The organism is Gimesia chilikensis, assembly GCF_008329715.1.
In the GTDB taxonomy this organism is placed as follows: domain Bacteria; phylum Planctomycetota; class Planctomycetia; order Planctomycetales; family Planctomycetaceae; genus Gimesia; species Gimesia chilikensis.
Map to the genome: position 1 here is coordinate 1,014,867 of NZ_VTSR01000032.1, position 26,666 is coordinate 1,041,532.

Sequence of the window (26,666 nt, forward strand, 5' to 3'; positions counted from 1 at the left end):
ACGCTCCGTCGGTTAGACGCGATTGAGCCAGAGAATCTGGTAAGGGGCGAGCACGATGTTCTCTGAGGTCGCGTAGGTTTTGTCGTCGATCATATTCTGGAAGAATCGTCCGAGGCCAGCGGTGCGGATCTTATTTCCGTCGATTTGCTGAGGTTCCTCGGAGAAGTTGGCGAGCACGATCAGGCGGTTGCCTTCATTGATGCGGATGTAGCCCAACACGTGTTCGTTGGCAAGCGCGATGAGGTCCATCTCCTGACCCGCGAGAGCCGGCAGTGATTTGCGGAGAGCGATCAGCTTCTGGGTCGTGCAGTAAATGTGGGTGCGGATAGAACCGTTGCCCGCGTTGCGGTGGTCGTCGAGTTCTTCAAGGAACTCCCACTGCATTTTGGGACGATGGATCCAGCGGGAGTCGCCGGCTTTGGCAGGGTCTTTCACGAAATCATAATCATTGAGCATGCCCCACTCTTCACCGAGGTACAGTAGCGGAATGCCGCCGATGCTCAGTGAGACGCCGTGTAGAAGCAGCATACGTCGCAGGGCGAGTTCCTTCTTTTCCTCGTCGTCTTCCTCGATGGCCTGCTCCAGTCCGGCGAGCGACGCCATCGTGCCCGAGATGCGCATGTCGCCGGTCTCGAAGTTTTCCTGGAAGGGAACGCCTCGGGCGAAGGAGCCCGGGAACTGACCGGTGTAGAAGTCGTTGAGAAATTTACGATGATCGTAAGCGTTGATGCCGATGGCCTGGGCGTCGGCGTCGTCGAAGGTCCAGCCGATGTCATCGTGGCAGCGAAGGTAGTTGACCCAGGCGGTGTTGCGGGGCAGTCGATAACGGTGGCTGAGGGTCTGTACCAGGAGATTGACTTTGCGAGTGGCCAGCGATTCCCAGAGGAGCGCCATCAGTGTGGGGTTGTAAGAGATCTGACACTCGTGCTCGCTGATGTACTTGACGACATCGTCGGGATGTACGATAGCTTCGGACTTGAACAGCAGACCGGGGGTGGCGATGCGGGCCAGGCGGTTGAAGGCCTGGATCAGCGTGTGTGCCTGGGGGAGATTCTCACAGCTGGTCCCCATCTGTTTCCAGATGAAGGCGACCGCGTCCAGACGGAGGATGTCGATCCCTGTGTTGGCGATGAAGAACATCTCTTCGAGCATGGCACGGAAGACCGCGGGGTTGGTGTAGTTCAGATCCCACTGGAAGCTGTTAAACGTAGTCCAGACCCACTGCTGCATTCCATCGTGCCAGGTGAAGTTGCCGCGACGCACTGTGGGAAAGATTTCGCGGAGGGTCCGTTCGTATTTCTCCGGTTCGGTGCGGTCCGGGAAGATGTAGTAGTACTCCTGGAACTCACGGTTCCCAGCTTGCGCGAGGCGCGCCCATTCGTGGTCATCCGCGGTGTGGTTGAAGACGAAGTCGAGGACAAGCGAGATACCCGCTTTCCGCAGGTCAGCGGCGAACAGACGCAGATCGTCAATCGTCCCGAGACGTGGATCGACAGAGCGATACGTACTGATCGCGTAACCGCCGTCGTTATTGCCGGGGCGGACTGCGAATAAAGGCATCAGGTGCAGATAAGTCAGACCGAGATCTTTGAAGTAGCCCACATGCTCGCGGAGTTTGCTGAGGTTCTCCCCGAACAGATCGACGTAGAGTGCGCCGCCGTTGATGCGTTCGGACTGAAACCAGTTGGGTTCGTTGATCCGATGTCGGTCCAACTCACAGAGTTCTTCCCTCCGTTCCGCCCACGCCCGGGCCGCGGTGAGTAGCACGTGTTCGATATGGAAGAAGAAGTCGTAACGGTTGTGGTAGAGTTCGAACAGCAGACGGAACAACGGGCGCCAGTGCTCGTCGAGTCGCAATTCAAATTCATGCTGCCTGGCATCACTGATCTGACTCTCCTGCCAGACCTGAGCTAACCGGGGCTGCAAACGTTGCAGGGTCAGATCTGCCTTGAAGTCAATCTCATCCTGTGTCTTGCTCATTCGATCCGATCGTTGGGAATGGTAATCTTATCCAAAAAGTTGTAGTACTTGATTCCTTCGAGGATGCCTGCAGCGTGGGTTGCCTGCGCGAAGTAGACGCGGGGTCGATTACGCAGACGTTCCAGCTCTTCGCTGTGGTTGCCGACGACGACTCCCAGGGTGCGTCCCAGCAGCATTCCCGCGTCGTTACCGGAATCGCCAGAGACAAGGACATGTTCGGGAGCGAAGCCCCATTTCCAGAGCACGTGTCTCATTGACAGGTCGCTGCCCCCCCGCACGGGGATGACATCCAGGTACATGCCGAGCGACATCACAACCTTAGCACGTAATCCTGCTTCCCGGAGAATTTTTTTGATTTCCGAGAGGCTGGGGCTGAGACTGGTATCGATTTCATAACTGATTTTGAATTCTGACTGATGTTCTTCGATTTGCGGGAAAAATCCGGGGAGTGAATCCAGCACTTCGCGAATTTTCTCGGGCTGCCAGGCGTAATCGATTGATTTGCGCCAGCTGAGGTCGGGAGTGAGATTCTCGCCGTAGTGTAACTGTGTTCCCGCGTCCGTATCGATCAGGTCCGGCTGAGGGAGCCCCAACTCCTGGATCAGTTCCATGGCACTGTCCAGACGTCGGCCCGTCGCAATTCCAAAACCAATATGATCATTCTCACGAATGAGTTCGATGAACTCCTGCAATGCCTCGTCATCTCCCGTCAGTGTATTGTCCAGATCGGTGATAATCAACCGGTCAAATTCGGGAAGTCGACGCGAGGTCGATTTGTCGGCCAGCACGGGTGCGGGAGAGTGCTCAAGGATATCCTGCAGATCCCGCAGGTAGCGCTGCGCGTGGTTATTCCAGGAGTAATGTTCACGGGTGCCTGCGATCCCGTTTGTGGACCAGTCAGACCACTGCTCTGGCTCGGTGAGGACACGGAGCAGTGCGTGTTCGATGGCTTCTTTATCGAGAGGATCGACGAGCAGACCGTTCTGACAGTTGGCGATAATGTCCCGCGGTCCTCCATCGTTGGTGGCGACGACGGGCAACCCTGTGGCACCGGCTTCAAGGAGAGTCAGCCCAAAGGGCTCCGTCAGCGCCGGGTTGATGAAGACCCCTTTCAGAGACGTAGCGAGTCGGTAGAGCTCGGGGACATCACTCGGCGTATGGGTTTTGGGATACGCGACCTTCCCATACAGGTTGTAGCGGTCAATCAGGTAGAGCACACGGTTGATGATGGTCCGCTGTGATTTGGGCAGATCGCGGAGGTCATCGCGAGTTCCCATGACCATGACGAGGTTGGCTTTCTCCTGCAACTGTTCGCTTTCGCCATAAACCTTGACCAGCATTTCCAGGTTTTTGCGTTCATCCGGTCGCGCCATGGTGAGGATCATGGGCTTATCCGGTTCGCGCAGGAAGGGTTTCAGTTCTTCTGCGAACGCAGGTGTTTTCCAGTCGGGTTTCGCAGGAGAAAATGACGAGAGATCCACGCCGGGAGGGATAACTTCCATCCGGGCGGGTTCATAGTGGTCGTAGAGTTCGTATTGCTGCTGGACTTCCTGGTTCGTACTGGTGACCACCATGGAAGCGGTTTCCAATGCGAGTTCTTCCGCTTCGATGCGTGCGGTGAACTTGTAGCGGTTTTCCAGTTTATCCAATGATTCCGGATCAGTTTTCCCCAGTGAGAGCCGCTGGCGTTTGACCCGTCCCAGTGAGTGTCCGGTAAAGACGTAAGGAATGTGGAGCAGCCGGGCCAACTGGGCTCCCGCAACGCCGGCGTCCGCGTAATGGCCATGAATGATGTCAGGCAGTCCCGTGCGACGGAAGTGTTGCAGTGTCTGATCGATAAACAGCTCCAGATACGGCCAGAGCGATTCTTTACGCAGGTAACGTTTGGGGCCGAATGGGATGCGGACGATCTTTGCGTTCTCAGAAATTGGTTCTTCAACCTGAGCATAAGCATCATCGACTTTGGGGTCGATGATCTGGCGGGTGAGTACCTCAACTTCTTTGACGCGTGAGTGAGCGGCGAGTTCTTTGGCCAGTTCCAGCACGTATTTGACCTGACCGCCGGTATCCGCATCGCGGCCCAGTTCGGGATCGTGTGCCCGAATCAAACCGTGCAGACTGATGAGCGTGATTTTCAGATCACCGCGCCTCGCAGAGGCAATGCCTGCCCCACGGGGATCAACGACTGCGTCTGAAAAGGGTTCATTTAATACGTTATGGCTCATTGAGTTCATCCTGTTAAATTCTGTTCCTGAGTTAGGGGCCCGCTGCGATGTCGCAATCCTGAATAACGGGAGTGATGGTAAGAGGTTCGCGTGAAAACATGTCGGCGGGAGCGCGGCGAGAGAGTCGTTCGCCGATTTTGTAGTATGACAAAATCGGTTCTGTTGTATGGAGATATCAGTCGAGCAGGTCCGGTCGCTGAGCGATCACATTGGTCGCCAGTCAACCACCCGGGGTTATCTCCTGCTGGGGCGAGTACAATCAAAACGGGTTTGTTAATTGCTTTCTCCTGAATGGTCATCCTGAGTCCAATGTACGGGGAGTTAACTATGCAAAGGGCATGCCGAACCGGGGGGTAGTGATCTATTGCAGATGGGACAGGTCTGGCTCAAAATAAGTGACACGGTTGTCTCATATGTGTGCGAGATGATATAATGGGAAACGCGTGTCGCATTTGAGAGTGAGAAATCGACCGTCGTTTTCTCAGCAAATTCAGCCTCGTGCTCGCTGAATTCACCTCAAAGTGCGGCCGGGAGGTATCTCATGGAAAAACCTTTGCTTGTCTGTACGTTATCGAAACGTCAGGCCAGGACAGCCCTGGAGTCTGAAGGCTGCGATCTGCTGGTGGTCTCCTCTGCCGAGCAGATTCTCTCGACGGAATTCCCTCGTTCGCCCCGTCTGTTTGTAATGACGGCGACTGCAGAAAACCTGGAAGAAGTGTTGGGTGTCATCAGCGTTTTGCGCAATCAATGGCCACTGACGGACATTCTGATCTGGGCACCGGGCATCGAGAATGAACAGGTGCGGATTCTGTTTCAGTCAGGCGTGAGGGATGTATGTCTGTCTCAGTCCGAAGAACCACTACAGCGGCTGGTGAAAGAGACACTCGAGAATCAGCAGTTTCTGCCCCGCATGCACGATCTGAGTCATCAGCGGAAAAAAGGGGCGCGTTTTGAATCGATGCTCAGTCGCAGCCTGGCGATGTGGGATCTGTTCGAACTCTGCACGCGTGTGGCACCGACGGATGCGACCGTTTTGATCGTGGGAGAAACAGGGACCGGTAAGGAACTGCTGGCGCGAGCCGTGCATCGTCGCTCGGGAAGATCGGGGCGTTTTGTCGCTGCGAATTGTGCGAGTATTCCTGCAGAACTGATCAACTCCGAACTGTTCGGCCATGAGAAAGGAGCCTTCACCGGTGCAGAACGGGCTAAGAAAGGTCTGGTGATGCATGCGAATGGCGGGACACTGTTTCTGGACGAAATTGGCGATATGCCCCCGGAAGCACAGTTGTGTCTGCTACGGATGCTGCAGGAAAAACGGATCCGGCCCGTGGGCAGTCAGTCTGAAGTCGAGATCGATGTGCGGATCGTGGCGGCGACGAATGTGCTGCTGGATGAAGCGGTTCGCGAGGGACGATTTCGTGAAGATCTGTTTTACCGGCTCGATGTGATCCGCGTGAATGTGCCGCCGCTGCGTCAGCGTCCGGAAGATATCTTTCTACTGTTCGGCCATTTTACCAAACGACTGGCGCGGCATTATGGGTTGGAGCCGCCGGTCTTTACGGACAGCTTTCTGGATGCCCTGCTCGACTACGAATGGCCGGGTAATGTGCGTCAGCTGGAAAATTTCAGTGAGCGGCTGGTACTGGCCCGGTTTCCTTCGGCTCTGACAGCACGGGATTTTGCCCGGCTGCGAAGTACCAATCTGGCGGAGACCGGGCAGACGCTGGAGCATAAGCAGCAGGCGGTCTGGCGGAAGAGCATTGATGCGTCGCGGACGCTGCAGGAGAATCTGGAGCCCGTGATTGAGCAGTTGGAACGCGAGTACCTACGGGCAAAGCTTAAGCAGAATTCCGGTCGGGTGGCAGAAACCGCAGACGCTGCTGGGATCAGCAGGCGGACCCTCTTGCGCAAGATGAAACAGTATGGAATCGAGAAGCAGGATTTCAAAGACTGACAGTTCGGGAATTTTAAGCTGACCGGGCAACCCGCAGATTGTATTTCCTTCCCCCTCTGATTAGAGTAATTACTAAACAAGGTTATTGAATCGGCTGAGAGTCAAATCCAGCCTGGTTGTCAGCGTCATTATATCAAGAAGGAATGATCGATGAATTTAAAGTCACTCTGCAAAAGTGGTCTGTTTTCCCTGCTGGTTCTGGCTGTCATGGGAACTGCTGCCGTTAATGCAGGCGAAAAGAAATCCGACAAGAAAATGAATCAGCCTCCGGAAGGCTTTATCGCCCTGTTTAACGGTAAAGATCTGTCCGGCTGGATCGGCATGAATTATCACATCGTCAAAGGGAAAAGCCCGATGGCCGTGAAGAAGATGTCGGAAAAAGAGCGGGAAGAACTGCTCAAAAAGAACTGGGAAGACGTACTGGAACACTGGTCCGTGGAAGATGGGGAACTGGTGAATGACGGTCATGGCGTCTATCTGACGACAGCGGAAGACTTTGGTGACTTCGAACTGCTGCTCGATTACAAGACCGTCGCGAAAGCAGACAGCGGTATCTACTTACGTGGTGTGCCCCAGGTTCAGATCTGGGATACGACCAAAGAAGGTGGTAAATGGGATCGGAAGGCGAACCTGGGTTCCGGTGGTCTGTTCAATAACAAAGGGGAAGGCAAGTATCCGCTGGTACACGCCGATAAACCCTTTGGTGAGTGGAATCACTTCCGGATCATCATGAAGGGGGATAAGGTTACGGTCTACTTCAATGACAAACTCGTTGTAGACAACAAAAAGATGGATAATTATTATGAGAAGGACCAACCGATCTATGAGACGGGGCCAATTCAGCTTCAGACTCATGGCGGTGAAATCCGTTTCAGAAATGTCTTTCTGAAAAAGCTGTAAACCGTACAAAACAGAATTCGGAATCAGCTGTCCCCCTGGTGCGGGACAGCTGAGATCCGGGTGCTGTTTTCGATATAAGATTCAGGGAGGAGTTAAGGAATGGTTTCCTGCACGCACCGCTTATTTGTGACCGGCCTGATTTTATTGCTGCTGGTCGGCTGCACCAAAACGACTCCCGTTGAAGAAATCTCTGTCCAGTCCAGCGGTGTCTCCCTGAGTGATTCTGACGTTCCCGATCTGTCGGATGTCTGGCCAGGCTGGCGCGGACCGGAACGAAATGGACACGCCCCGGACCAGGACCTGCCCGTCCAGTGGAACGCGTCCAGGAATGTAGTCTGGCGTACGGATATTCCCGGACGCGGACACGGCTCTCCCATCGTGGTTGGTGACCAGGTGATGCTGGCCACCGCCGATGATGCGGATCAGGAGCAGATGGTGATCGCCTATAACCGCAAGGATGGCACCGTGCTTTGGGAAACCGTCGTGCATCAAGGGGGCTTCCCCTCTGACGGGGAACTGCATAAAAAAGGAACCAATGCGAACGGAAGTCTGCTCTGCGACGGTGAGCGGATCTTTGCTGCCTTCCTGAATTCAGGAAAAGTCATCGCGACAGCACTGGATCTAGAGGGGAATCAGCTCTGGCAGCAGGAACTGGGGGCCTTTAATTCCAAGTTTGGATATGCTCCATCTCCCCTGCTCTACAAATCATTCGTAATCATTGCCGCCGACAACCGGGGGGGCGGATACATTGCTGCCCTGGATCGTCAGACGGGCAAGATTGCCTGGCGGGTCGCGCGACCGGCGGTGAGTACCTATTCCAGCCCGATCGTGGCGCATGTAGGGGGACGGGATCAACTGCTGATCAGCGGCTGTGACAGAGTGGCCAGCTATGACCCGGCTACGGGAAAGGAAAACTGGAGCACTCCTTGTCTGGCAGAAGCAACCTGCGGGACGATTGTGACTGCCGACGACAAAATCTTTGCCAGCGGCGGTTATCCCAAGCGGGAAACGGTGGGGCTCTCGGCGGAGGGGAAACTGCTCTGGACGGATAAGACCAAAGTCTATGAGCCTTCCCTGCTGGCGGACGGCAAATATGTGTACGGTGTGACCGATGACGGGATTGCCTACTGCTGGTCGGCCGGATCGGGAGAGGTCATGTGGCGGAACCGGCTGCGGGGTTCTTTCAGTGCGTCACCGATTTTGTGCAACGGGTTGATCTATGTTTCGAATCTGTCGGGAGAGACGTTTATCTTCAAAGCGACTCCTGACGGATACGAAGAAGTCGGCTTCAACAAGATTGGTGATGACTGCTACGCGAGTCCCGCGGTGGCGGATGGCGAACTGTTCCTGCGGATTGGCAAAGAACAGGGAGGCAAACGACAGGAGCAACTGGTCTGTCTGGCAAAGATGTCTGAATCCAAAGCTGCCGAAACCGACCAGGCCAGGTAACCGTTGGTCTTACGAAACTGATTCGGACCAATTTATTTCTGATTCGGTTTCGTTTCCGGCAGTTTTTTGAAATGCTGTTCGGCCCGTGGGAGCTTCTGTGCCCAGTCGGGGCTGAGAAATTCGCGGATGCGTTTCTGATCGCGGGTGAGAAATGCACCGTGTTTCTGTGTGGTCCAGTAAGCGTAAAACTCGGTGTGAAGCCCGGGATCATCGATGCTGAATTCCCCCTGCTTTTCCCGATCCTGCAGCCAGCGGTACATGCCGTCGAATGCTTCGATGCCGGCCTGTTGCCAGAGAATTCTTCCTTTGCCGTAGGTCAGGTAGAGGTGTCGCTGGAACTTCCAGCGGTCGAGCATGAATCGGGCAAAGGTGCGACAGGGCATGTCGAGGCAGGCCTGCAGTTCGGTCTGCTGTTCCTGCAGTTTCAGCTTCTCTGATGATACGAGCTGTTCGGTTCTGAGTTGCTTCTCGATCGTCAGCAGTTGCTGGCGGATCATGTTCTTTTCTTTGTCATCCAGCCGGCGGATCTGCTGGTCGCGACAGAAGAATGCCGCCGCGTACGTGATTTCCTGTTCGGTGGGAACAAGCGACTTCCGTCGGTCGCTGATGTATTGTTCTTTGACTGGCTGCGCGAACAGCCGAAACAGTTCTTCGCGTTGTGTTACATTCTTCCCGGTGCGAAGCTGATCTCGATAGACAGCGCGACCCATCACAGTGCCGATCTGCTCATGTCCCGGATTTTTGGGATCTTGAGATGCGATCGTGAGTGACTGGCAGACAAACAGAGTATAGAGGCAGCAGACGGAGACGATGCTCCCCCTGGATAAAAAGGAATTCATTACAGGCCCTCGGAAAGAATCTAAATTCAGTGATACTAAACCGATAGAAGCATTCTAACCGCGGATCTCTGTAACACTAGTAGAATTCTATTATTTATGACGTTTCACACTTAATTCGCGCTTCCAGTTGAGTTTCTTCTCAATGGCGGCGATCATCATGCCGGCGATGTCTTTACCGGTGGCTGCTTCAATCCCTTCGAGTCCAGGTGAAGAATTAACTTCGAGCAGCAGTGGACCATGTTTGGAGCGAATAATATCGACGCCGGCAATCATCAGGCCGAGCGCTTTTGATGCTTTCACCGCCAGCTTTCGTTCGGTCGGTGTGATCTTGATGATGGACGCAGTCCCCCCCTGATGAATGTTCGCCCGGAATTCACCCGGTGCAGCTTCCCGTTGAATGGACGCGACGACCTTGCCATCGATGACGAAACAGCGGAGGTCCTTCCCTTCGGCTTCTTTGATAAACTCCTGCACGAGCAGGTTGGCACGCAGCGCTTTGAAGGCATTGATCACACTTTCAGCAGCTTTACGGGTTTCTGCGAGCACGACGCCGCGGCCCTGCGAGCCTTCCAGCAGCTTGACGATCAATGGAGCGCCTCCCACCATTTCAATCAGGTCGTTGGTATCGATGGGAGAGTTGGCAAAGCCGGTCGTGGGGATGTTGATGCCGCTCTTGAGCATCAACTGCAGTGAATACAGCTTGTCGCGGGACTGGGTGATAGCGACAGACGTATTCACAGTCAGAACGTTCATGCTCTCGAACTGACGGGCCAGCGCACAGCCGTAATAGGTGATGCTGGGACGGATGCGGGTAATGACGGCATCGAGGTCATCGAGAATGGTGCCGCCCCGGTAGTGAGCCTCGGGTTCGACCGCGTCGAGTTTCATGTAGCACTGTTTGATATCCAGAAACTCCATCTCATGGCCCCGCTCTTCTCCCGCTTCGAGAATCCGCTGGTTGCTGTAGAGTTCCTGGTTACTGGCGAGCACCGCGATTTTGAGTCCGCTACGGGTCTGTTCACGCTTGCCATAATGTTTATTCAATGTGTCGCTGGTGACCTGCCCCTGACAGAAACTGAGGGCGGGATCAACCAGCATTCGCCCGCTCATCGCTTCGCGGCCCAGCAGCATGCGATAACCCATGGAATCACGATTGGCGAGCGTGAGTTCAATTTCCCAGGCCAGATCACCCATCTTGAGTGTCGCCAGGATGACGTAGCGGGTTTCCGAAATCCCACTGGAACTTTTCACCACGCGCTTGTCGACGATGGGACGTTCACAGCGGACCACGGTGCGACGGTTATTCTGAAGGGGGTGGACTTCAAAACTGACCCAGGTTTCCCCCTGGCGGCGGAACTTCTGAACGTTGAAGGCGTGGATGGATGAAGTTTTGGCTCCGGAGTCCACACGGGCTTTGATGGCGGGGATCCCCAGGTCGGGGAAGGCGCACCATTCTTCACAGCCGATAATCTGTTTGTTTTTCTCATCTTTCATGATGGGGAGTGTCGTTTCTATTTAGAACCTGCCAGGCAGGTAGGGTTTAAAAACTTCGTGCAGGAGTCAGAGGGAATAGTGGTAGACGAAGTACTGTTCGTCCCGCTTCCAGCCCTCGGTCTGATACAGGGCTTGTGCGGTTTCGTTCGTCATCTCTGTGGAAAGGGTCAGTCGAACCGCCTGGAGTTCCCGAGCATACGCGATGGCGGCGGAGAGTAATGCTGTTCCCACCCCCTGCCGTCGACCTTCTGGGGCTACAAACAGATCATTTAAGATGAATGTCCGAGCAAGCGAGATCGAGGAAAATCCAGGATATAACTGGGTAAAACCGACGGGCGTTTCTCCCTGATACGCAATGAACAGAACCGATTCACCATGGTTGAAGCGGGCTGAAAGAAAGTCGCGTGCCGCCTGCAGATCACTTTGCTGCCGATAGAACTGGCGGTAGCTGTTAAACAGGGGGACGAGATCATCAAGATCTGAAAGAACGGCTTGTCTGACGGTGATCGAATTCATAATGCAGGCCACAAGTTTGAACGCGATAGGGGTGAGAGTCACTATGCGTAAAGTAGTCACTTCCGGCAGCTGTGTCCACAACACGCCTGTCAGTTTTCCGGGTTTGGTTCAGCATTTTCAAGTGTGAAATACGGATGAAGCCAGCACAAAAAAATAACATCTCCTCCCCGACAGTCTGTCGAGGAGGAGATGTTTACAGGTGTAAGACGCGGCTCTGCGAAGCAGACCACGGTTTTATTTTTCAGATGAACCAATACAGAACAGTTCGGTGCCGGTGCGAATCAGCAGGGCCTGGTCGACGGCTGCGGTTCCATAAACAGCGAGGGGACCTGCTTCCGCATATCCGGATTTGGGTTTGTCCTGCTGTCCCGGAGCGGTTTTGGATTTCTCTGTGTCTGCAGAGTCCGCCAGGAGTTCATTGGACGCGATGAGTTTAAACTGCGGTCCCGGGGCGATGACGTCAGTGATGCCTTTTTTGGTGAAGAAATAGATCTGGTCATCGGCCGCCAGGGGCGAACTCCAGCAGGGCCCGGAGAGCCTTTGGGCGTAGTTCTGCTTTCCGGTTTTGAGGTCGAGACAGAAGACCACGCCGACCTTGTTGACGAAGTAAGCGCAACCCTCATACGCCAGCGGTGTGCAGTAATAGGAGACTGCTTTTTCTGCTTTCCAGAGCACTTTGTAACCCGGTTTCCCCTCCTTGGTCACAAGTCGGAGGCAGCAGTTGGAATCGCTGGCATTCGCGCTCCCTGGATTTCGGCGACTGGTGGACGCACCAATGAGCACGTAATCTTCAAAGACTGACGCAGAGGGGATCGTATTGCCGCTGATGCCGGACATGGTCCAGAGTAGCTCTCCGGTCAATCCCTGGTAGCCATTCACAGTACCGCGGGCACTGACAATGATTTCCGCTGTACCAGCACGATCGGCAACGACGGGGGAAGTCCAGGCGACTCCTTCCTCTCGATCGGTCTTCCAGTTGGTTTCGCCGGTTTTCTTGTTGAGAGATAACAGATAGGAGGGACCATCGTGGGCAGTCAGCACGAATAGTTGATCTGCTGTCTGGGCCACTGAGTTTCCGATGCCATGGTTACTGACGAATGCACCGTAATCTTTCACGAGCGAACGATGCCAGAGTGGTGAGCCATCATGCTTGCAGGCGAAGACATCACCACTTTCATAGAACGCATAGATCCCCTGCCCGTCAACTGCAGGAGTCGGTGCGGCACGGGAGACCATAGAAGTTGATTTCCTGGTCTGGCTGGCTTTGAACTCTTTCGTCCAGTTCAATTTTCCCGAGGTGAGATCATACGAGTGCAGCAGGCAGGTTTCCTGTTGTGGACCTTCGATAGATGTAACGAAGACCTGATTTTTCCAGATCACAGGCGAAGACTGACCATAGCCGGGGACTGCCTGCTTCCAGCGAATTCCCTGGTCGGCAGACCATTTCAGTGGCAGATCGCGGGCTGAGGAAATATTCGAGCCTGTGCCGCGAAAACCGGTCCAGGTGTCTGAGGCATTCGCAGTCGTGATGGTTGTCAGCACGCAGACTGCCAGCAAAGTTTGAGCTAATTTATGATTCCTGGGCACAGCTGGGTTCCTTCAGGTGTGGGGGGGCCGGGGGCGTTACCAGATCTGCCAGTGATGTCTGATTCAAGGTGGTTTCCAGCATGGAAAAGGAATTCAGCAGATGCTGGTGTAACTGGCTGATCTCGGTCGAGACAGAATCTGTCTGGGAAAGCGTCTCTCTGAGAGAGGTTGTATTCACGGCATTGATAATATCAAGCAGGCTGGTTTCACCGGGATCACGGAGCAGCGTGTATCCGCCGTTATGGCCACGCTGCGAGCGGATGAGCCCGGTCCGGTTGAGTTCCAGCATGATTTTGGGCAGGTAGGCGTGCGGGACCTGGGTGACTTCAAACAGCTGATCGCGGGTCATATAGTCCGGATAACGAAACGCCAGACAGGTCATTGCTCTGAGAGCATACTCTTCGGTTTGAGAAATCATATTCATGGTGATCAGGACTCAATGGCGTATCTGTCGAGGAGGCTTCGGCAGGCGATTTCGGACGAACGGGCCTCTCTCTGATTGTGTGGGGGATTGCAGTTGCAGCAGTTTGTTCCGGCAGATGTCGTAACGAATCTGATCGTTCGCATCTTGAAAAATGGCCATGAGCCTTTCCAGGCAGCTGCTACAGCGGATCTGCTGTAATTCTGAGCGACTGATCTGTTTGACAACGCGGTAGGCCTCGTCGAACTGTCCCATGTGTTCGAGGAGATTGCTCAGTGCGAGTCTGTAATGTCGGTTTTCCGGATCCAGACTGACTGCCTTGCGGAGAACGCTGGCAACCTGTCGCTGCGGATAACCGAGTTGATTCATAAAGTGGGCCATCCCCAGCCAGGAATCGGCCTGATCCGGATCGCGGCGGACTGCTTTGCGGCAGGCCTGCAGCGCCAGATGTTTCATCTCGGAGTGCCGACCCAGGTAGGACGAGAGTGCGGGGAGCAGCCGATCCGGAATGTCATCGCGTTGTAAGAGGATGGTGAAGACCGACTGTGCCAGAGCCGTTTTGCCGGTTTCCAGGTAGTTCTTAGCCAGAACGTATTGCCCGGAAGCGGAGAGCGGCATGAGTGTGGTTGCCGTTTCGAGTGAATGGATCGAGGTGTTGTGCCAGCTGAGCGAGTCTTCAATCAGTCCTTTGAGTTCCCAGGCTTTTCCGGCATCGGGATCAACGGCGTGCAACTGAGTGATCTGGTCCAGAGCCTGGTAATGCAGTCCCTGCCGAAACAGATCGATGGCCACCTGAAGTGTTTGCTGTGTTTCCATAGTCATCCTCTCTGAAAGGAAATCATCAGGTTTCACCTGAAAAAGAGGAGAGACAAGAGTTCCCGGAATGGGGCGTATCCAGAACAGAACTCTTGTCTCTACAAGCGGAAAACTTGACTTTAATTCAACTGAATCTGCTCGATCGTTTTGAGGTGCCCTTTGCGTGAAGCGCCTCCGATCGCGAGCAGACCGCCGTTCCCGTCAGGGAGCAGACGATGGAAGAAACGAGGTGTGGCCAGGGAGCCCACCTGTTTCCATTGGTTGTTCTTCTGATCCAACTGGAAAACACCGCCATCCATACCACTGAAGTAGAGCTGGCCACCCAGGCTCCAGGCGGTGGTACCAAAGCCGTTCATGGTACTGCCGGGCAGTTCCGGTCCTTTGGACCATTTGCCGGTCTGGGTGTCGTAGACATCGACTTCGTGGCTGATATCGCCGTCAGCATCGATGCCTCCCATAGCGTAGATTTTCCCTTCGTGGGCAGCAGCGGAGAGAGCCCGACGCTGGAAGGGTTGCTTAATGGATTTCCATGCGGGTTTGTCTGCAGCAGCATCGAAGACCAGCATGTTATCCTGCCAGATCGATTCATCCCCTTTTCGCATCTGCCAGCCACCCACAACGTAGAGCTGGTCTCCCAGGAAGACAGCGTCATGTGAGGAGCGTCCGTTGGGCATTGCGGTGACTGGTTCCCAGCTGTTTTTGCCGGGTTCAAAGCGTTCCACACTGGGCAGCGATTCCATCAGGGATTCTTCTCCCTTTTTGTTTGTGACCGACAGACCACCGACCCGATAGACGCTTTCTCCGTGAGGTGCCATGGCCAGGCCCTGTAAGGGAGTTTTGAGCGGCAGCGTTTCCCAGTTCCTGGGCTGCTTGAGGTTGAGCCGCTGAAAGTTCTGCGAAAGGTTGTCGGCACTGTGCTGATGGGCGCGTCCGGTGTGGCCGGAATAGACGTAGAGGTAGTCTCCACTGACGGCGGCACCGAAGCTGGAAATGGCATCGGGCAGCTGAGGATATTTGCTGTCGACAGCAGTCGTTTCCGTTTTTTCGGCTACGGGCACGTAAGGGAGCGTCAGTGTGGAGTAGTGACGGATGCTGTCGTACTTGTCCCCTTTATGTTCGCCTGCTTTTTCTTCCACGTGTTTAGCGCGGATCGAATACAGACCTTTGCTGAGTTTGAACTGGTACTGACCCTGGTCGTTTGTGCTGGCGGTGACCGTTTCGCTGGTGGTTTCAGGACCGATGACTTTGACCTCTGCGCCAGCCAGCGGTTTGCCGTTCAGGTTGACCTGCAGGGTGACTTCTTCCCCCTTGAGTGTCGGGATAATTTCCAGGGGGAGCTGCTCAGCACAGGTGATTTTATTCCAGACCTGCTGACTTTTCTGCGGGAATGTTTTGGCGTAGTACTTGAGCAGGAAGTTGCTCTCGCCGCGCGTGATCACGCCATAGGTGTGATTCAGCCCATAAGCGGCTTTACCGGCTCCTTTGGGTTCGGGAGTGATGAACAGCGAGTCATCGCCTGCTGTCAGGGAGTAGGTCTGCAGTTTGCCTTTCTGCTGTTTCTCCCAGACTTTGATGCTGGTGAGTCGTTTCAGCAGATCGGGATCATCGGGTTCGGCGACCTCACCAAAGTAGAGCTGTACTTTGGCAGCGTTATTCTTGCCTTCGGCCTGGGGAAGCAGCCAGAGGAAATGGGCGTATGCCTGATTTGTCGCGACGACTGCCAGCAGGCAGAGCATGGCGGCGGAAAATTTGAGTCTTTTCATTTGAATTTACTTTCAAAAGGCGAGTAGCTGATTAGAAATCATCTCAGTTAGTTTGTGAGAGTGCAGAGTCGGTCAGCAGGCGGTGGTTCGTAAGCTTGATGGAACCGACGTTGCGATCGAATTTTTCGCCACATTCTACGGTCAGCATGGTTGTGGGCAGGTCGAACTTGCCGACCCGGGTGAAGGCAAACGTATTGCTGCGGTTGGACAGAATTTCGCCTGTCTGGGGATTGCGGTAAGTCACGGAAGTGACCTGCGGGAGCGTTTCGTTCTCTTTGGTCCGCAGAACGTCCAGCGTGGAAATCGTAAACCACGATTTATCAGAACGGCGATGGACTTCTGTCATGACATCCCCCTGCAGGCGAAACGAAACGTTCTTGCCGTCAATGTTGACCAGGCGACCGAGTGGATGATCGACTTCCTGATCAGCGAACGTGGCGGGGATTGGTTTCTGCTGATGGTATTTCCGATGTCCAATCACGGATTGCAGCTTGGGCAGGCTCCACTCAGAAAGTGATTCGTCCTGCAGCGTCAGCTTGATTTTGAACTGATTGTCTGCGACGAGTTTCCCGGTGGTGCACTTCCCATTGTAGCAGACGGTGACATCTGCCGTAAAACCGGGAAAGTCACGCCAGGTCGCCCGGGCTTCCCTGACCTTCTGGTACATCTTGGTCGCGGCTGCTTTTTCCTGCTGGGAATCGGTCGATTCCTGTTCCCGGGCAGGCGTCCATTCCATGGTGGCAGAGAGAGCCAGCAAAACGATCAGGCCAGCCAGGCCCCATTGTTTGAGTTCTCGCGTGATTTTTTGGCGAAACGGCATCGGATGTCTCCATCGTTATGAAGTAAGTAGGTTCGCGTTGGCGGAAAGTGGGGATTGAAGTCAAACTTCAAACAGGTTTATTTCTTAGCAGTCGATGTCAGGGCAAAGGTAAAATCGTTGTCTTGCTCTGCACTGATGGACTTGGTGAGTTTGCTCTGTTTGTTGTATTGAGAGGGGACTGTAATCTTCTCAATTTTTTTGATGCCCGCGGCCTGCATACGTTCAAATGCTTCCTCGTCATCCTCGGGAAAGCCGCCGTCATCTGTGGAGATGATTTCAATGCGGTTGGTGCCTATCACGGGACCGAAATCGACTGGGACATTGAAAATCCCCTCGCGAATTGGGGCTGAAGCCTGGGGACCTTCGTTTTCACCATCCGGAATAAAGCGGATGACACCTTTGGAGAGTGGATCGCCATCCAGGGTCACGATCCCCCGCACCGCAGCACGGGGGTATTCGTCAGAAGATCCACAGCCTGTCAAAGCAGACAGAACCAGGCAGAAACACAAGGTGAGTGATACCTGTTTAGAATTCACCGATCACCTCCCCGCCGTTTCGGGTTGCCAGGGCATCCAGCAGGTCGGCATCAATGTTTTCGGAGATAAAGTGTACCGAGCCATCGACAAAGACGAACTGTACGCCGCCGACATGGTCACTGCGGAATGATTTTCTCCATTCGCTGTCAAAGATGGAGTCGTCGGCGATATCATGAGGGTTAAAATCAGATGCAGTAAAACAGACTGCCGACCCCGGGTAGGGGTTGGACCAGTAGGTGAAGGAGTAGCGTGATTCACCAGAACAGCTACCAGAGCTGAATTTATAATCCGGCAGGTTATAGGCGGTTTCACCAACCATCAAAGTTGTGCTGGTGCCATCGGTGATGTCTCTGAAACGAACTTTTCCAACAGTGCTTTCCGTATAAACAATGGCACCATTCTGAACGGGCATCGGGTCCGGGGAACCTGTGGTCCAGTAGATATTGTAGTCTTCTGTCCCTCCACAGACCGCATAGTGTCCGGGGGCACGACCACTGTCACTTGAGCAGCTGGGTACGGCGCGTCTCATGGGAGAACTCGGGCACAGATAGAATGGCAACTGTTGTGAGGTCACATTGACGTTGTGAGTGGATGAGTTGGACTGATTGAAATCAAACAGGCTGTAGGCATTTGCCTGGTCGATGAACGGGAGGATGGAAACAAACAGGCTGCCTCCACTCGTATCGCTGATGCCACAGTTGGCGTTGGGTAGAGCGTTGTAGACGTCGGCATAGTTGTGAACGGCCAGGCCGATCTGTTTGAGGTTGTTTTTACATTGGGTCCGGCGGGCGGCTTCACGGGCCTGCTGGACGGCGGGGAGTAATAGTGCGATCAGGATCGCGATAATAGCGATCACGACCAGCAATTCGATGAGAGTGAAACCACGAGGGGTGCGACGGCGGGTTAGCATGACGTCTCCTTGAAAAAGCAGAACTGAACCAGAGTGATGAAGATTGAACCGATCCGGCGGATCAGCTCAACGCCCGACTGTTCTGGCTGGCTGGCTACTCATGCAGAAGCGTCATGTTCGCTGGCTGGCTGAATGAAATTGAAACTCAATCTCAATAAGGGAATGGTATAATCGCCTCCCCTGCACTGCAAGAATTTAGACAGCGAATTTTGTGAAAATTAATAAAATCAAGAGGGAGTGTATTAAGTTACTATTATGTAGTTACTTAAGGGGTGTGTCATGTTGTGGTGATAGACAGAAAGCGGGCGAAAAAGAGACGCCGAGAGCAAAATAGGAGAGGATGGTCGAGTATTAGTCTTGAGATTCATTCTCATGTTCGGCGATCGATTCCAGGAACGGAGCCCCGAAATCATCGCATTTTTTCTGACCCACGCCCCAGACTTCAAGGAATTGTGCCGTGGTTGTCGGTTTATGGCGGGCCAGTTCTCGCAGCGTAGCGTCGCCGAAGACCATATAGGGTTGAATCCCTTTTTCGGCGGCGATCTGCTTCCGCAGTTCGCGGAGCACTTCAAACAGCCCTTTATCGACCCCCTTCCAGTTCAGGTTGTCGAACTTATCGCGGGAACGTTGTGACTTTTCAGCCTGGCTGTCCTGTGTCGTCTGCATGAGCTGTGGTGTCGCTTCCCCTTTGAGGAGTTGCCAGCCGGTCTTTGTAATACGCAGCTGCTGGTATTCAGCGGTCTTGGTCAGGAATCCCTGGGTCACCAGCTGGTTGAGCCAGCTACGGATTGTCGTCAGGCTTTCCCCTTTCAACAGACCGTAGGTACTCAACTGGTCGTGTCCGTTATTGAGCACTTTCTTATCTTTGGAACCCTTCAAGACTGCTGCGGTATACGAGGCTCCAAAATTCTGATCCTGACGATAGACCGAGGAGAGGATTTTCTGTCCGATCACCTGGGCGTCGTCGACCTGCTTGAATTCCCCCCGGCAGAGATCGCAGGCGGTTTCGCAGTCCTCTTCCAGGTCCTGACCGAAGTGCCGCATCAGGTAGCGGTGCCGACAGTCGAACGCGTGACAGTAGTTCTGCATCGCCTGCAATGATTCAAAGGCGCTCGTTTTGGATTCGTCAGGCTGATCTTCGAGGATCCGTTGCCAGATCATCGCGTCCTGCTCGGAATAGAGCAGCACGCACTCGGCTTCGAGTCCGTCTCGCCCTGCCCGACCGCTTTCCTGTTGATAATTTTCCAGTGACTTGGGCAGGCCTGCATGAATTACATAGCGGACGTTGGGCTTGTCGATGCCCATACCGAAGGCGATAGTGGCGACGATCACATCGATCTGATCTTGTATGAAGGCTTCCTGGTTGGCTGCACGTTCGACATCGGGCAATCCTGCATGGTAGGGTCGAGTTTCGTAGCCGGCGTCATTGAGAGACTCACTCAGCGATTCCACATCGGCCCGGGAGATGCAGTAAATCACACCGGGTTCATCCGGGTGACGGTCGATGACCTCGCAGACCTGCGAGAAGCGATTGCTCCGGCGAGCGACGGTGTAACTCAGGTTGGGGCGATCGAACGAACCGATGAGCAGTTCCGGATCCTGCAGGCCGAGCTGACTGGCAATATCGTTGCGAACCAGTTCCGTGGCGGTGGCGGTGTAAGCGTGGATGCCGCACTGCGGAAAGATGCGTTTCAGTTCCTGGAGTTCCCGGTAATGGGGACGAAAGTCGTGCCCCCACATACTCACGCAGTGTGCTTCATCGATGACGATATAAGCCAGCTTGATTTCGGCGAGCATGCTGAGCATACTCTCGAGCATGAGCCGTTCGGGCGCGACATACAGCAGCTTGATCTTGCCTGCCCGCAGATCTCGAAAGACCTGCCGGGCTTCTTCCTGGTCGAGGGAACTATTGAGACAGGCGGCGGAGATGCCACAGACGCGGAGCGCATCGACCTGGTCTTTCATCAGGGAAATCAGCGGGCTGACAACAACCGCGGTCCCTTCCATACAGAGCGCAGGAGCCTGGTAGCAGAGAGATTTCCCACCCCCCGTTGGCAGGACGACCAGTGAATCGCGGCCTTCCAGCACCGAGGTCATCGCGGACTGCTGCAGGGGGCGAAATTCGGAATATCCCCAGTATTCGTGTAAGACATCCAGTAACGCGTCGTCCATCCCTGTTTCAGCCATGATTGTTTCCGTTATTAGTAGAGCGAAATTGCCTGTGCAGGCAGACCCCTATCGTAACGGCTGAAGCTTAAAAGCTAAAGGATGTAACGTCTCTGGAACGTCAATTCTTCTAGAGCACTTCGTGCAGTGGCTCGTAGTCGTCGACCAGGTATTGCGGACGTCCGGCGAGGTCGGGGATGGTGGTGCTGTGGAAATCGATGCCCAGGTGACGGTAGAGCGTGGCAAAGACTTCACCGAAGTGAATCGGACGGTCTGCTACCTGAGCCCCCAGACGGTCGGTGGCGCCAATGACCTGACCGGTTTTGAAACCACCGCCAGCAAGCAGACCTGCTCCGACGGCCGGCCAGTGATCGCGGCCGCCATCTTTGTTGATCTTGGGGGTTCGTCCGAACTCGCCCCAGGCGACCACGGCGACGTCGTCGGCCATGCCCCGCTCTTGCAGGTCTTCGATCAGTGTGGCCAGACCCTGGTCGAATTGTGGCAGGTGAGTGTCTTTCAAGCCGCCGAAGTTGTTGCTGTGGAAATCCCAGCGACCGAAGTTCAAGGTTACAATCCGGGCACCAGCTTCCACCAGGCGGCGGGCCATCAGGAAGTGTTCCAGGTTACGCGGTGCGCCATCGCCGTAGTTTTTAGGATCTCCTTTACCGTAGCGTTCCCGGACGGCAGGATCTTCCTGGGAAAGATCGAGGGCGTTGACCAGTCGATTGGAAGTCAGGATGTTGAACACCTGCTGGTTCATGTCATCCATACCCTGCATCGAGCCGCTGGAATCGGCATCGCGTTTGAATTGATCGAAGGTGGCCAGCAACTGCTTGCGATCGTTGAGGCGCGCTTCATCAATGCCATTCAGGACCATGTTCTTCCGCGAAGGACCTGAAGGCCGGAAAGCGGAATGACTCACGCCGAGGAACCCGGGAAGCCCCGGAGAACCATATGGGGGATGCCCCGTATCGGGGGCGAGTCCTACGAAGGGAGGCACCGCAGGATCAGCGGATCCCTGAATTTTGGAGACGACCGAACCGATGGACGGCCATCCGCCCGCGGGCTGGTTCCGAGTCGTACGACCGGTGTAACAGATGAATGAATCGTGAGCGCCATTGGGAGAACCGTAGACCGAACGCAGGGGGATGATCTTCTCGGCGATATTACCTAAACGTGGCAGATGTTCGCAGATCTGGAAGCCGGGAACGCGGGTGTCGATGGGACGGAATTCGCCACGGATTTCTGCGGGAGCGTCCATCTTCAGGTCGTACATATCCTGATGCGAAGGTGCGCCGCACATATAGATCATGATGACGGCTTTATGTCGTTTACTGCTGCCTGCTGTAGATTCTGCCTGGAGAAGTTGAGGCAGACTGATGCCACCCAGTCCCAGCGCACCGATTTTCAGGATTTCCCGACGGGAAATACGATCACAGAGCTTCTTTTCCGGTCCCCAGATAGACAGCATGAAAAATCCTTTCTCAAGGAAGGGCAGGAGTTTAGTGAGGTTATCGGGCATTGCGCCTGGCAGGAGTGATATCAATGATCAAAAAACATTGATATATGAAATTGTAGCACTTCGCGGGGCGGAATTCCAAGCCCAAACTTCAAAACTCGGCTTTCAGATCAGGAAAAAACAGCTGACATTCCAGACCTGGTAAACTGACAAAAGCCTGACAAACAGGAGAGATTTTAATACTTTCAAAAGGAATTCGTGCCCCGGGGGGACCAGTTTTTTCGTGATCGTGATTTCCGCAATATTTTCCTGCAGAATCCCCTGCTCTGACAGCTTATTCCGGGACTGATGTGGATTGTGATCGTCAGGATTGATCACAGGCTCTCATTAAAAACAGGTCAATTCAATTTCTGGAAATTCTCAGAATAGTGTTCATAAAGCCAAAAAAGATTTGAATTTTAAAATCTGAGTGAGAAAATAAGGGGAAGTACTTAATTTTAAATACGTTTGAAATCGAGGGAAAAGCCAGCGTTTGCTTACTGAATGAGATTCTGATCGCTTTAGTTCGGGAGATCAAAGGTGAATCCAATCAACTCTGAGTACAAGACCAAGCAAGCTTCCTCAAGTGAGTCGAGTGATTCTGAAAGTCCAGTAGAACTGGCTTCTCAACAGACTCCGTTGTTTCAACCCCCTCCCCCTACCAGTGGTGACTCTTCAAAACTGGACCGCTGGCTGATGCGGACCATGCTCGAAAAAGCCGGGAATCCGGAAGTCGAAGTGGTCTTGTGGGACGGCAGTGTGATCACTACGGCGACGACGCCCGTTTCGGTTCGCGCGCATATTCGCAATCGTAGTACATTATACAAGCTGGTATTCGATCCGAGTCTGTATTTCGGGGATGGTTATTCACAGGGAACCATCGAGGTCGAGGGGGGACTCGTCGAATTTAATGAGGCGATTGATCAAGGCACTCATAAGATCGATACGCAGGGATTCTACCGGGACCGGTTTCGTCGCTGCCTGGGCTGGTTGAAACGGAGCACCATCGATGCCGCCCGGCACAACATTCACCATCACTACGATATCGGCAATGACTTCTATCAGCTCTGGCTCGACGAACAGCTGGCCTATACCTGTGCCTATTTTCCAGACCCCGACGATACACTGGAAGCGGCCCAGATCGCCAAAATGGATCATGTCTGTCGCAAAGTCGGTTTAAAGCCAGGGGACTCGGTTGTGGAAGCCGGCTGTGGCTGGGGCGCACTGGCGATTCACATGGCGAAACATTATGGAGTGAATGTGCGCGCCTTTAATATCTCCCGCGAGCAACTTGCGTATGCCCGCGAACGTGCCAGACGCGAAGGGCTTGAAAAGCAGGTTGAGTTCGTCGAAGACGACTGGCGGAATATAACTGGTTCTTATGATTCATTCGTTTCGGTTGGGATGCTGGAGCATGTCGGCTTGAAGAACTATGAGGAACTGGGACGCGTGATTGCCCGCTGTCAGCGTCCCCACGGACGGGGTCTGATTCATTCGATCGGCTGTAATTCGCCCCGGGTACTCGACAGTTGGACGACCAAACGCATCTTCCCCGGTGCCCACGTTCCCAGTCTGAGTGAATTCATGCGGATCTTTGAGCCACAGAAGTTTTCCGTACTCGATGTTGAAAACATCCGACTGCATTATGCCCGAACGCTGGAGCACTGGCTGGAACGCTATGAGCAGAACATCGATCAGGTCCGCGATATGTTCGATGAAACTTTTATTCGTACCTGGCGACTCTATCTATCGGCTTCGGTTGCTGCGTTCCGCGCCGGTTCGCTGCAGCTGTTTCAGGTGGTCTTTACGAATGGAGCCAATAACGAAATACCCTGGACCCGGGCCGGTCTGTATCAGGATCGGGAGTCTGGTTCAGTAGAAGGATAGACCAGTGTCAGAGACAGACAGCTGTGATGTACTGATTGTGGGCGGAGGTCCGGGCGGTTCATCCTGTGCCTGGGGGCTTCGCGAGTCGGGACTGGATGTACTGATTCTCGATAAAGCCACATTTCCCCGAGACAAAGTCTGTGCCGGCTGGATTACCCCGGCCGTGGCAGAACTGCTGGAACTCGATCTGGATGATTATTCACAGGGGCATGTCCTGCAGCCCATTAGTCGCTTTCGTACTGGTCTGATTGGCGGAAGCACGCTGCACACTGAATATCCCGAAACGGTCAGCTACGGGATTCGTCGTTGCGAATTCGATCACTACCTGCTGCAGCGCTGTGGAGCCCGGACCCGACTGGGAGAGTCCTTTCAGTCGCTCGAACGGACAGCGGACGGCTGGCTGGTGAACGGAAATCTTTCTGCAAAAATGGTGGTCGGTGCCGGAGGTCATTTCTGTCCGGTGGCGCGCGAAACTAACGACAAACATGCGGGCGACCATTCCGTGGTCCTGGCCCAGGAGACCGAAGTTCAACTCACTCCCGAACAACAGCAGCGGTGCCGCGTTCAGCCCGATACGCCGGAGCTTTATTTCTGTCGCGATTTCAAAGGCTATGCCTGGTGTTTTCTGAAGGATGGTTATCTGAATGTAGGCATCGGCCGCGAAGGAGAGAAGCAACTCTCCACAGCCCGGGATGAGTTCACGGAGTACCTGGATCGGGAACAACGCGTTCCCAGGGACATCCTCGGGAAATTCAAAGGGCACGCCTATCGCCTGTATGGTCTGCAGAAGCGCACAATCATCGACGATGCTCTGCTGCTGATCGGCGATGCTGCCGGCCTGGCGTCTCCACAGAGTGGCGAGGGAATTCGTCCGGCCATTGAATCGGGGTTGATGGCAGCAGATGTACTGCAGAACTGTCAGCCGAATTTTGAGAAAGGACAGCTACAGGTCTATCAGGACCGACTGCTGGAACGATTCGGTCCCTGGCCGGATGAGCCCGCGCACAGCATGCTGCCCGATGTCTTCCGTCAGTTCCTGGGCCGACAATTGATGGGAACCCAGTGGTTTACCCGCAAGGTGCTGCTGAATCGCTGGTTCCTGCAGCAGCATCTTCCCCCGCTGGTTCGCAGCTGAGACAGCGATTTAACTCAGTTGGGACCATTCAAGTTCGATACCCTGCCCGGTCAGCTTTTGCTGGAAGTCTGCCAGTTGCTGTGGCGTGTTTCTGATCTGGCGTGGTGTCGAGTGACTGGTCAGCGCGTAGGCACACAGGGCGCCTGCTGCTTCGCCAATCGACCATTCCACGGGATGCAGACGATAGCAGCCGTTCGAGATATGTGTCGTTCCAATGTTTTTGCAACCCGGGATCAGGTTTTCGACACGTTCCGGAATCAGCGCGCCCAGCGGGACCTGGAATGGCACGCTTCCCATGTCGATGTAGTTGTCGCCTCCCGTACTGGGATGCAGGTCCAGATGGTAATAGCCGATGCCAACCGAGTCAGAGAAAGGTTTGGCCAGCAGCGGCTTTTGATCTTTGCCCTGCACTTTGAGACGTTCGTCGTAGGTCAGGTCCTGTTCCTTGATGGTCAGCTCCGCTTTGATGCGGCGGGACTCGCGAATGTAGGGATACTTTGCCAGACCGTCTTCTGTTCCCACGATGTCTTTTCGTAGACGCAGGCCTGGCCAGCCTTCTCCGCCGTCCGGACGGGGAGCCGCGGTCTGCAGCCAGTAGAGAAGTGACAGGCTGAGCTGTTTGGCGGCGTGGAGCTGTTTCTCCCGCTCTGCCGGGCTAACGTCGGTAATGTTCCCCAGCATATAGTCGTTCTGTGGCCAGTTGACGACGGTGATGTCACTGGCATACGAACCGGGAGTGAAGTTGCTGCGATCAATCATTCGGCGGTAGAGCCAGAGATTGAGTGATTTCGTGCGGGGCGCAGGGCTCTCTTTTCCAGAGGGGACAAACGAGAGGGCTTTGGGCTTCATGGTACGCGGGTGAGAGTAATCGAGTGAAAGAATCTTGCCGGACCAGGCGGGTTTGAGGGGAGGCACATGGTCTTTCCAGAAATCATACATTGCAGGGCGATCGATGGTATGATCTTCCCCTTCCCGATGATCCATGGCGAAGCAGTGTGTGAGGGCCTGGATGTTCTGCGGATTGGCTGTTTCCGGGGCATGCGGTTCGCCGGTCTGGGCCTGCGATTCTGCACCCAGTACGTATTCGGTTTTCGATAGCGGGAGCAGGTCCCCTTCTTCGCTGGCATCGACAAAGTAAGTACCGTTGAGTGTGACGGGACGACCACTGCCTGCGATCTGACATTCAACGCTTTCAATGCGGTCACCTGTGCAGGCTGCTGACACCGGTTGAGTGTTGACGAGCAGTGTGAGCTGACCGCTGCTGATCAGTGGTGCCAGCATGGACTGCAGGGCTGCGACGCCGACCCGGGGTTCATGGCAGATTCGGGAGACCGAACCGTTGCCCGGATTCAGGTTCTCGAGCTGACTGGCTTTTTTCGTCAGCGGATAGTGCTGTTTGTAATAGTCGCGGATCAGAGTCCGGAGCTGGGCGTAGCTCTGTGTGCGTCCAAAGGATTCAATCCACTTATGCTCATCCGGGGGGACCGCCTGCTGGGAAATCTGCCCGCCGATCCAGTCGGTCGGTTCTGTCAGAATCACCGAGGCACCATTGCGGCAAGCTGCGAGGGCGGCAGCACAGCCTCCCAGACCAGCGCCGATCACGACAACATCTGCTTTCAATTCGCGTGGCATTGCGGCAGCGGCACTACGGGACTGCATCGCCTGCAGAAAGCCAAGGCTGAAGATACCGGAACCGTAAAAGCCACACTGTTGCAGGAAACGTCGTCGATGCATGAGAATAGATTTCAGAAAACGGGTGAGATTGTCGGG

Annotated in this window: 20 protein-coding genes; 5 read left to right on the plus strand and 15 right to left on the minus strand. The window is 54.5% G+C overall.

Translation table 11 applies throughout. From position 1 onward, the window contains the following. Nucleotides 1–12 precede the first annotated feature (12 nt). A complete protein-coding gene (locus FYZ48_RS28720) occupies nt 13–1,980 on the minus strand; it encodes an alpha-amylase family glycosyl hydrolase (RefSeq protein ID WP_149345872.1) in 1,968 nt (655 codons plus the stop codon). Beyond that, complete coding sequence (locus FYZ48_RS28725) at nt 1,977–4,205, minus strand: HAD-IIB family hydrolase (RefSeq protein ID WP_149345873.1); 2,229 nt, start codon at nt 4,203–4,205, stop codon at nt 1,977–1,979. Before FYZ48_RS28725 ends, FYZ48_RS28720 begins: the two co-directional genes overlap by 4 nt. Before the next feature lie 541 nt (nt 4,206–4,746). Between FYZ48_RS28725 and FYZ48_RS28730 the strand changes: the two genes are divergently transcribed. From FYZ48_RS28730 to FYZ48_RS28740, 3 genes are all read left to right on the plus strand, one after another. Then, a complete protein-coding gene (locus tag FYZ48_RS28730; RefSeq protein WP_149345874.1) occupies nt 4,747–6,159 on the plus strand; it encodes a sigma-54 interaction domain-containing protein in 1,413 nt (470 codons plus the stop codon). Between the two features lie 150 nt (nt 6,160–6,309). After that, nucleotides 6,310–7,059 (plus strand): 3-keto-disaccharide hydrolase, encoded by a 750-nt coding sequence (locus FYZ48_RS28735; protein WP_232102202.1) that lies wholly within the window; start codon nt 6,310–6,312, stop codon nt 7,057–7,059. 99 nt (nt 7,060–7,158) lie between these two features. After that, nucleotides 7,159–8,508, plus strand: a complete 1,350-nt coding sequence (locus tag FYZ48_RS28740; protein WP_149345875.1) for a PQQ-binding-like beta-propeller repeat protein — start codon at nt 7,159–7,161, stop codon at nt 8,506–8,508. Between the two features lie 32 nt (nt 8,509–8,540). On the opposite strand, the gene FYZ48_RS28745 is transcribed toward FYZ48_RS28740, so the two are convergent. From FYZ48_RS28745 to FYZ48_RS28800, 12 genes are all read right to left on the minus strand, one after another. Further along, nucleotides 8,541–9,347 (minus strand): hypothetical protein, encoded by an 807-nt coding sequence (locus FYZ48_RS28745; RefSeq protein ID WP_149345876.1) that lies wholly within the window; start codon nt 9,345–9,347, stop codon nt 8,541–8,543. 90 nt (nt 9,348–9,437) lie between these two features. Further along, nucleotides 9,438–10,841, minus strand: a complete 1,404-nt coding sequence (rimK, locus tag FYZ48_RS28750) for a 30S ribosomal protein S6--L-glutamate ligase (protein WP_145040380.1) — start codon at nt 10,839–10,841, stop codon at nt 9,438–9,440. A 66-nt stretch (nt 10,842–10,907) separates the two neighbouring features. Then, on the minus strand, nt 10,908–11,357 hold the full coding sequence (locus tag FYZ48_RS28755; RefSeq protein WP_149345972.1) for a GNAT family N-acetyltransferase: 450 nt from the start codon (nt 11,355–11,357) through the stop codon (nt 10,908–10,910). Nucleotides 11,358–11,591: 234 nt separating this feature from the next. Further along, entirely contained in the window at nt 11,592–12,944 is a 1,353-nt protein-coding gene (locus FYZ48_RS28760; RefSeq protein ID WP_242022807.1) for an outer membrane protein assembly factor BamB family protein, read from the minus strand. After that, nucleotides 12,928–13,368 carry an Rrf2 family transcriptional regulator gene (locus FYZ48_RS28765; RefSeq protein WP_149345877.1) on the minus strand — a complete coding sequence of 147 codons (441 nt, stop codon included), beginning with the start codon at nt 13,366–13,368 and terminating at the stop codon, nt 12,928–12,930. The genes FYZ48_RS28760 and FYZ48_RS28765 overlap by 17 nt, the downstream gene beginning before the upstream one ends. 12 nt (nt 13,369–13,380) lie before the next feature. After that, a complete protein-coding gene (locus FYZ48_RS28770; RefSeq protein WP_149345878.1) occupies nt 13,381–14,181 on the minus strand; it encodes a tetratricopeptide repeat protein in 801 nt (266 codons plus the stop codon). Between the two features lie 119 nt (nt 14,182–14,300). Then, complete coding sequence (locus tag FYZ48_RS28775) at nt 14,301–15,944, minus strand: DUF4198 domain-containing protein (protein WP_149345879.1); 1,644 nt, start codon at nt 15,942–15,944, stop codon at nt 14,301–14,303. A 43-nt stretch (nt 15,945–15,987) separates the two neighbouring features. Continuing rightward, nucleotides 15,988–16,764, minus strand: a complete 777-nt coding sequence (locus FYZ48_RS28780) for a DUF3386 family protein (RefSeq protein WP_149345880.1) — start codon at nt 16,762–16,764, stop codon at nt 15,988–15,990. 77 nt (nt 16,765–16,841) lie between these two features. Beyond that, nucleotides 16,842–17,300, minus strand: a complete 459-nt coding sequence (locus tag FYZ48_RS28785; RefSeq protein ID WP_145040395.1) for a hypothetical protein — start codon at nt 17,298–17,300, stop codon at nt 16,842–16,844. Next, a complete protein-coding gene (locus FYZ48_RS28790) occupies nt 17,290–18,210 on the minus strand; it encodes a DUF1559 domain-containing protein (protein WP_149345881.1) in 921 nt (306 codons plus the stop codon). Before FYZ48_RS28790 ends, FYZ48_RS28785 begins: the two co-directional genes overlap by 11 nt. Before the next feature lie 351 nt (nt 18,211–18,561). Then, a complete protein-coding gene (recQ, locus tag FYZ48_RS28795) occupies nt 18,562–20,397 on the minus strand; it encodes a DNA helicase RecQ (protein ID WP_149345882.1) in 1,836 nt (611 codons plus the stop codon). A gap of 109 nt (nt 20,398–20,506) precedes the next feature. Further along, the gene (locus FYZ48_RS28800) at nt 20,507–21,847 is read right to left on the minus strand and encodes a DUF1501 domain-containing protein (RefSeq protein WP_149345883.1); all 1,341 of its coding nucleotides are present in this window, start codon (nt 21,845–21,847) and stop codon (nt 20,507–20,509) included. A gap of 567 nt (nt 21,848–22,414) precedes the next feature. Between FYZ48_RS28800 and FYZ48_RS28805 the strand changes: the two genes are divergently transcribed. Beyond that, nucleotides 22,415–23,761: an SAM-dependent methyltransferase gene (locus FYZ48_RS28805; protein ID WP_242022808.1), complete on the plus strand. Its 1,347-nt coding sequence runs from the start codon at nt 22,415–22,417 to the stop codon at nt 23,759–23,761. A gap of 4 nt (nt 23,762–23,765) precedes the next feature. Further along, nucleotides 23,766–24,896 (plus strand): NAD(P)/FAD-dependent oxidoreductase, encoded by a 1,131-nt coding sequence (locus tag FYZ48_RS28810; RefSeq protein WP_149345884.1) that lies wholly within the window; start codon nt 23,766–23,768, stop codon nt 24,894–24,896. Nucleotides 24,897–24,905: 9 nt separating this feature from the next. On the opposite strand, the gene FYZ48_RS28815 is transcribed toward FYZ48_RS28810, so the two are convergent. Continuing rightward, the gene (locus FYZ48_RS28815) at nt 24,906–26,630 is read right to left on the minus strand and encodes an FAD-dependent oxidoreductase (protein WP_187782277.1); all 1,725 of its coding nucleotides are present in this window, start codon (nt 26,628–26,630) and stop codon (nt 24,906–24,908) included. Nucleotides 26,631–26,666: the final 36 nt, after the last annotated feature.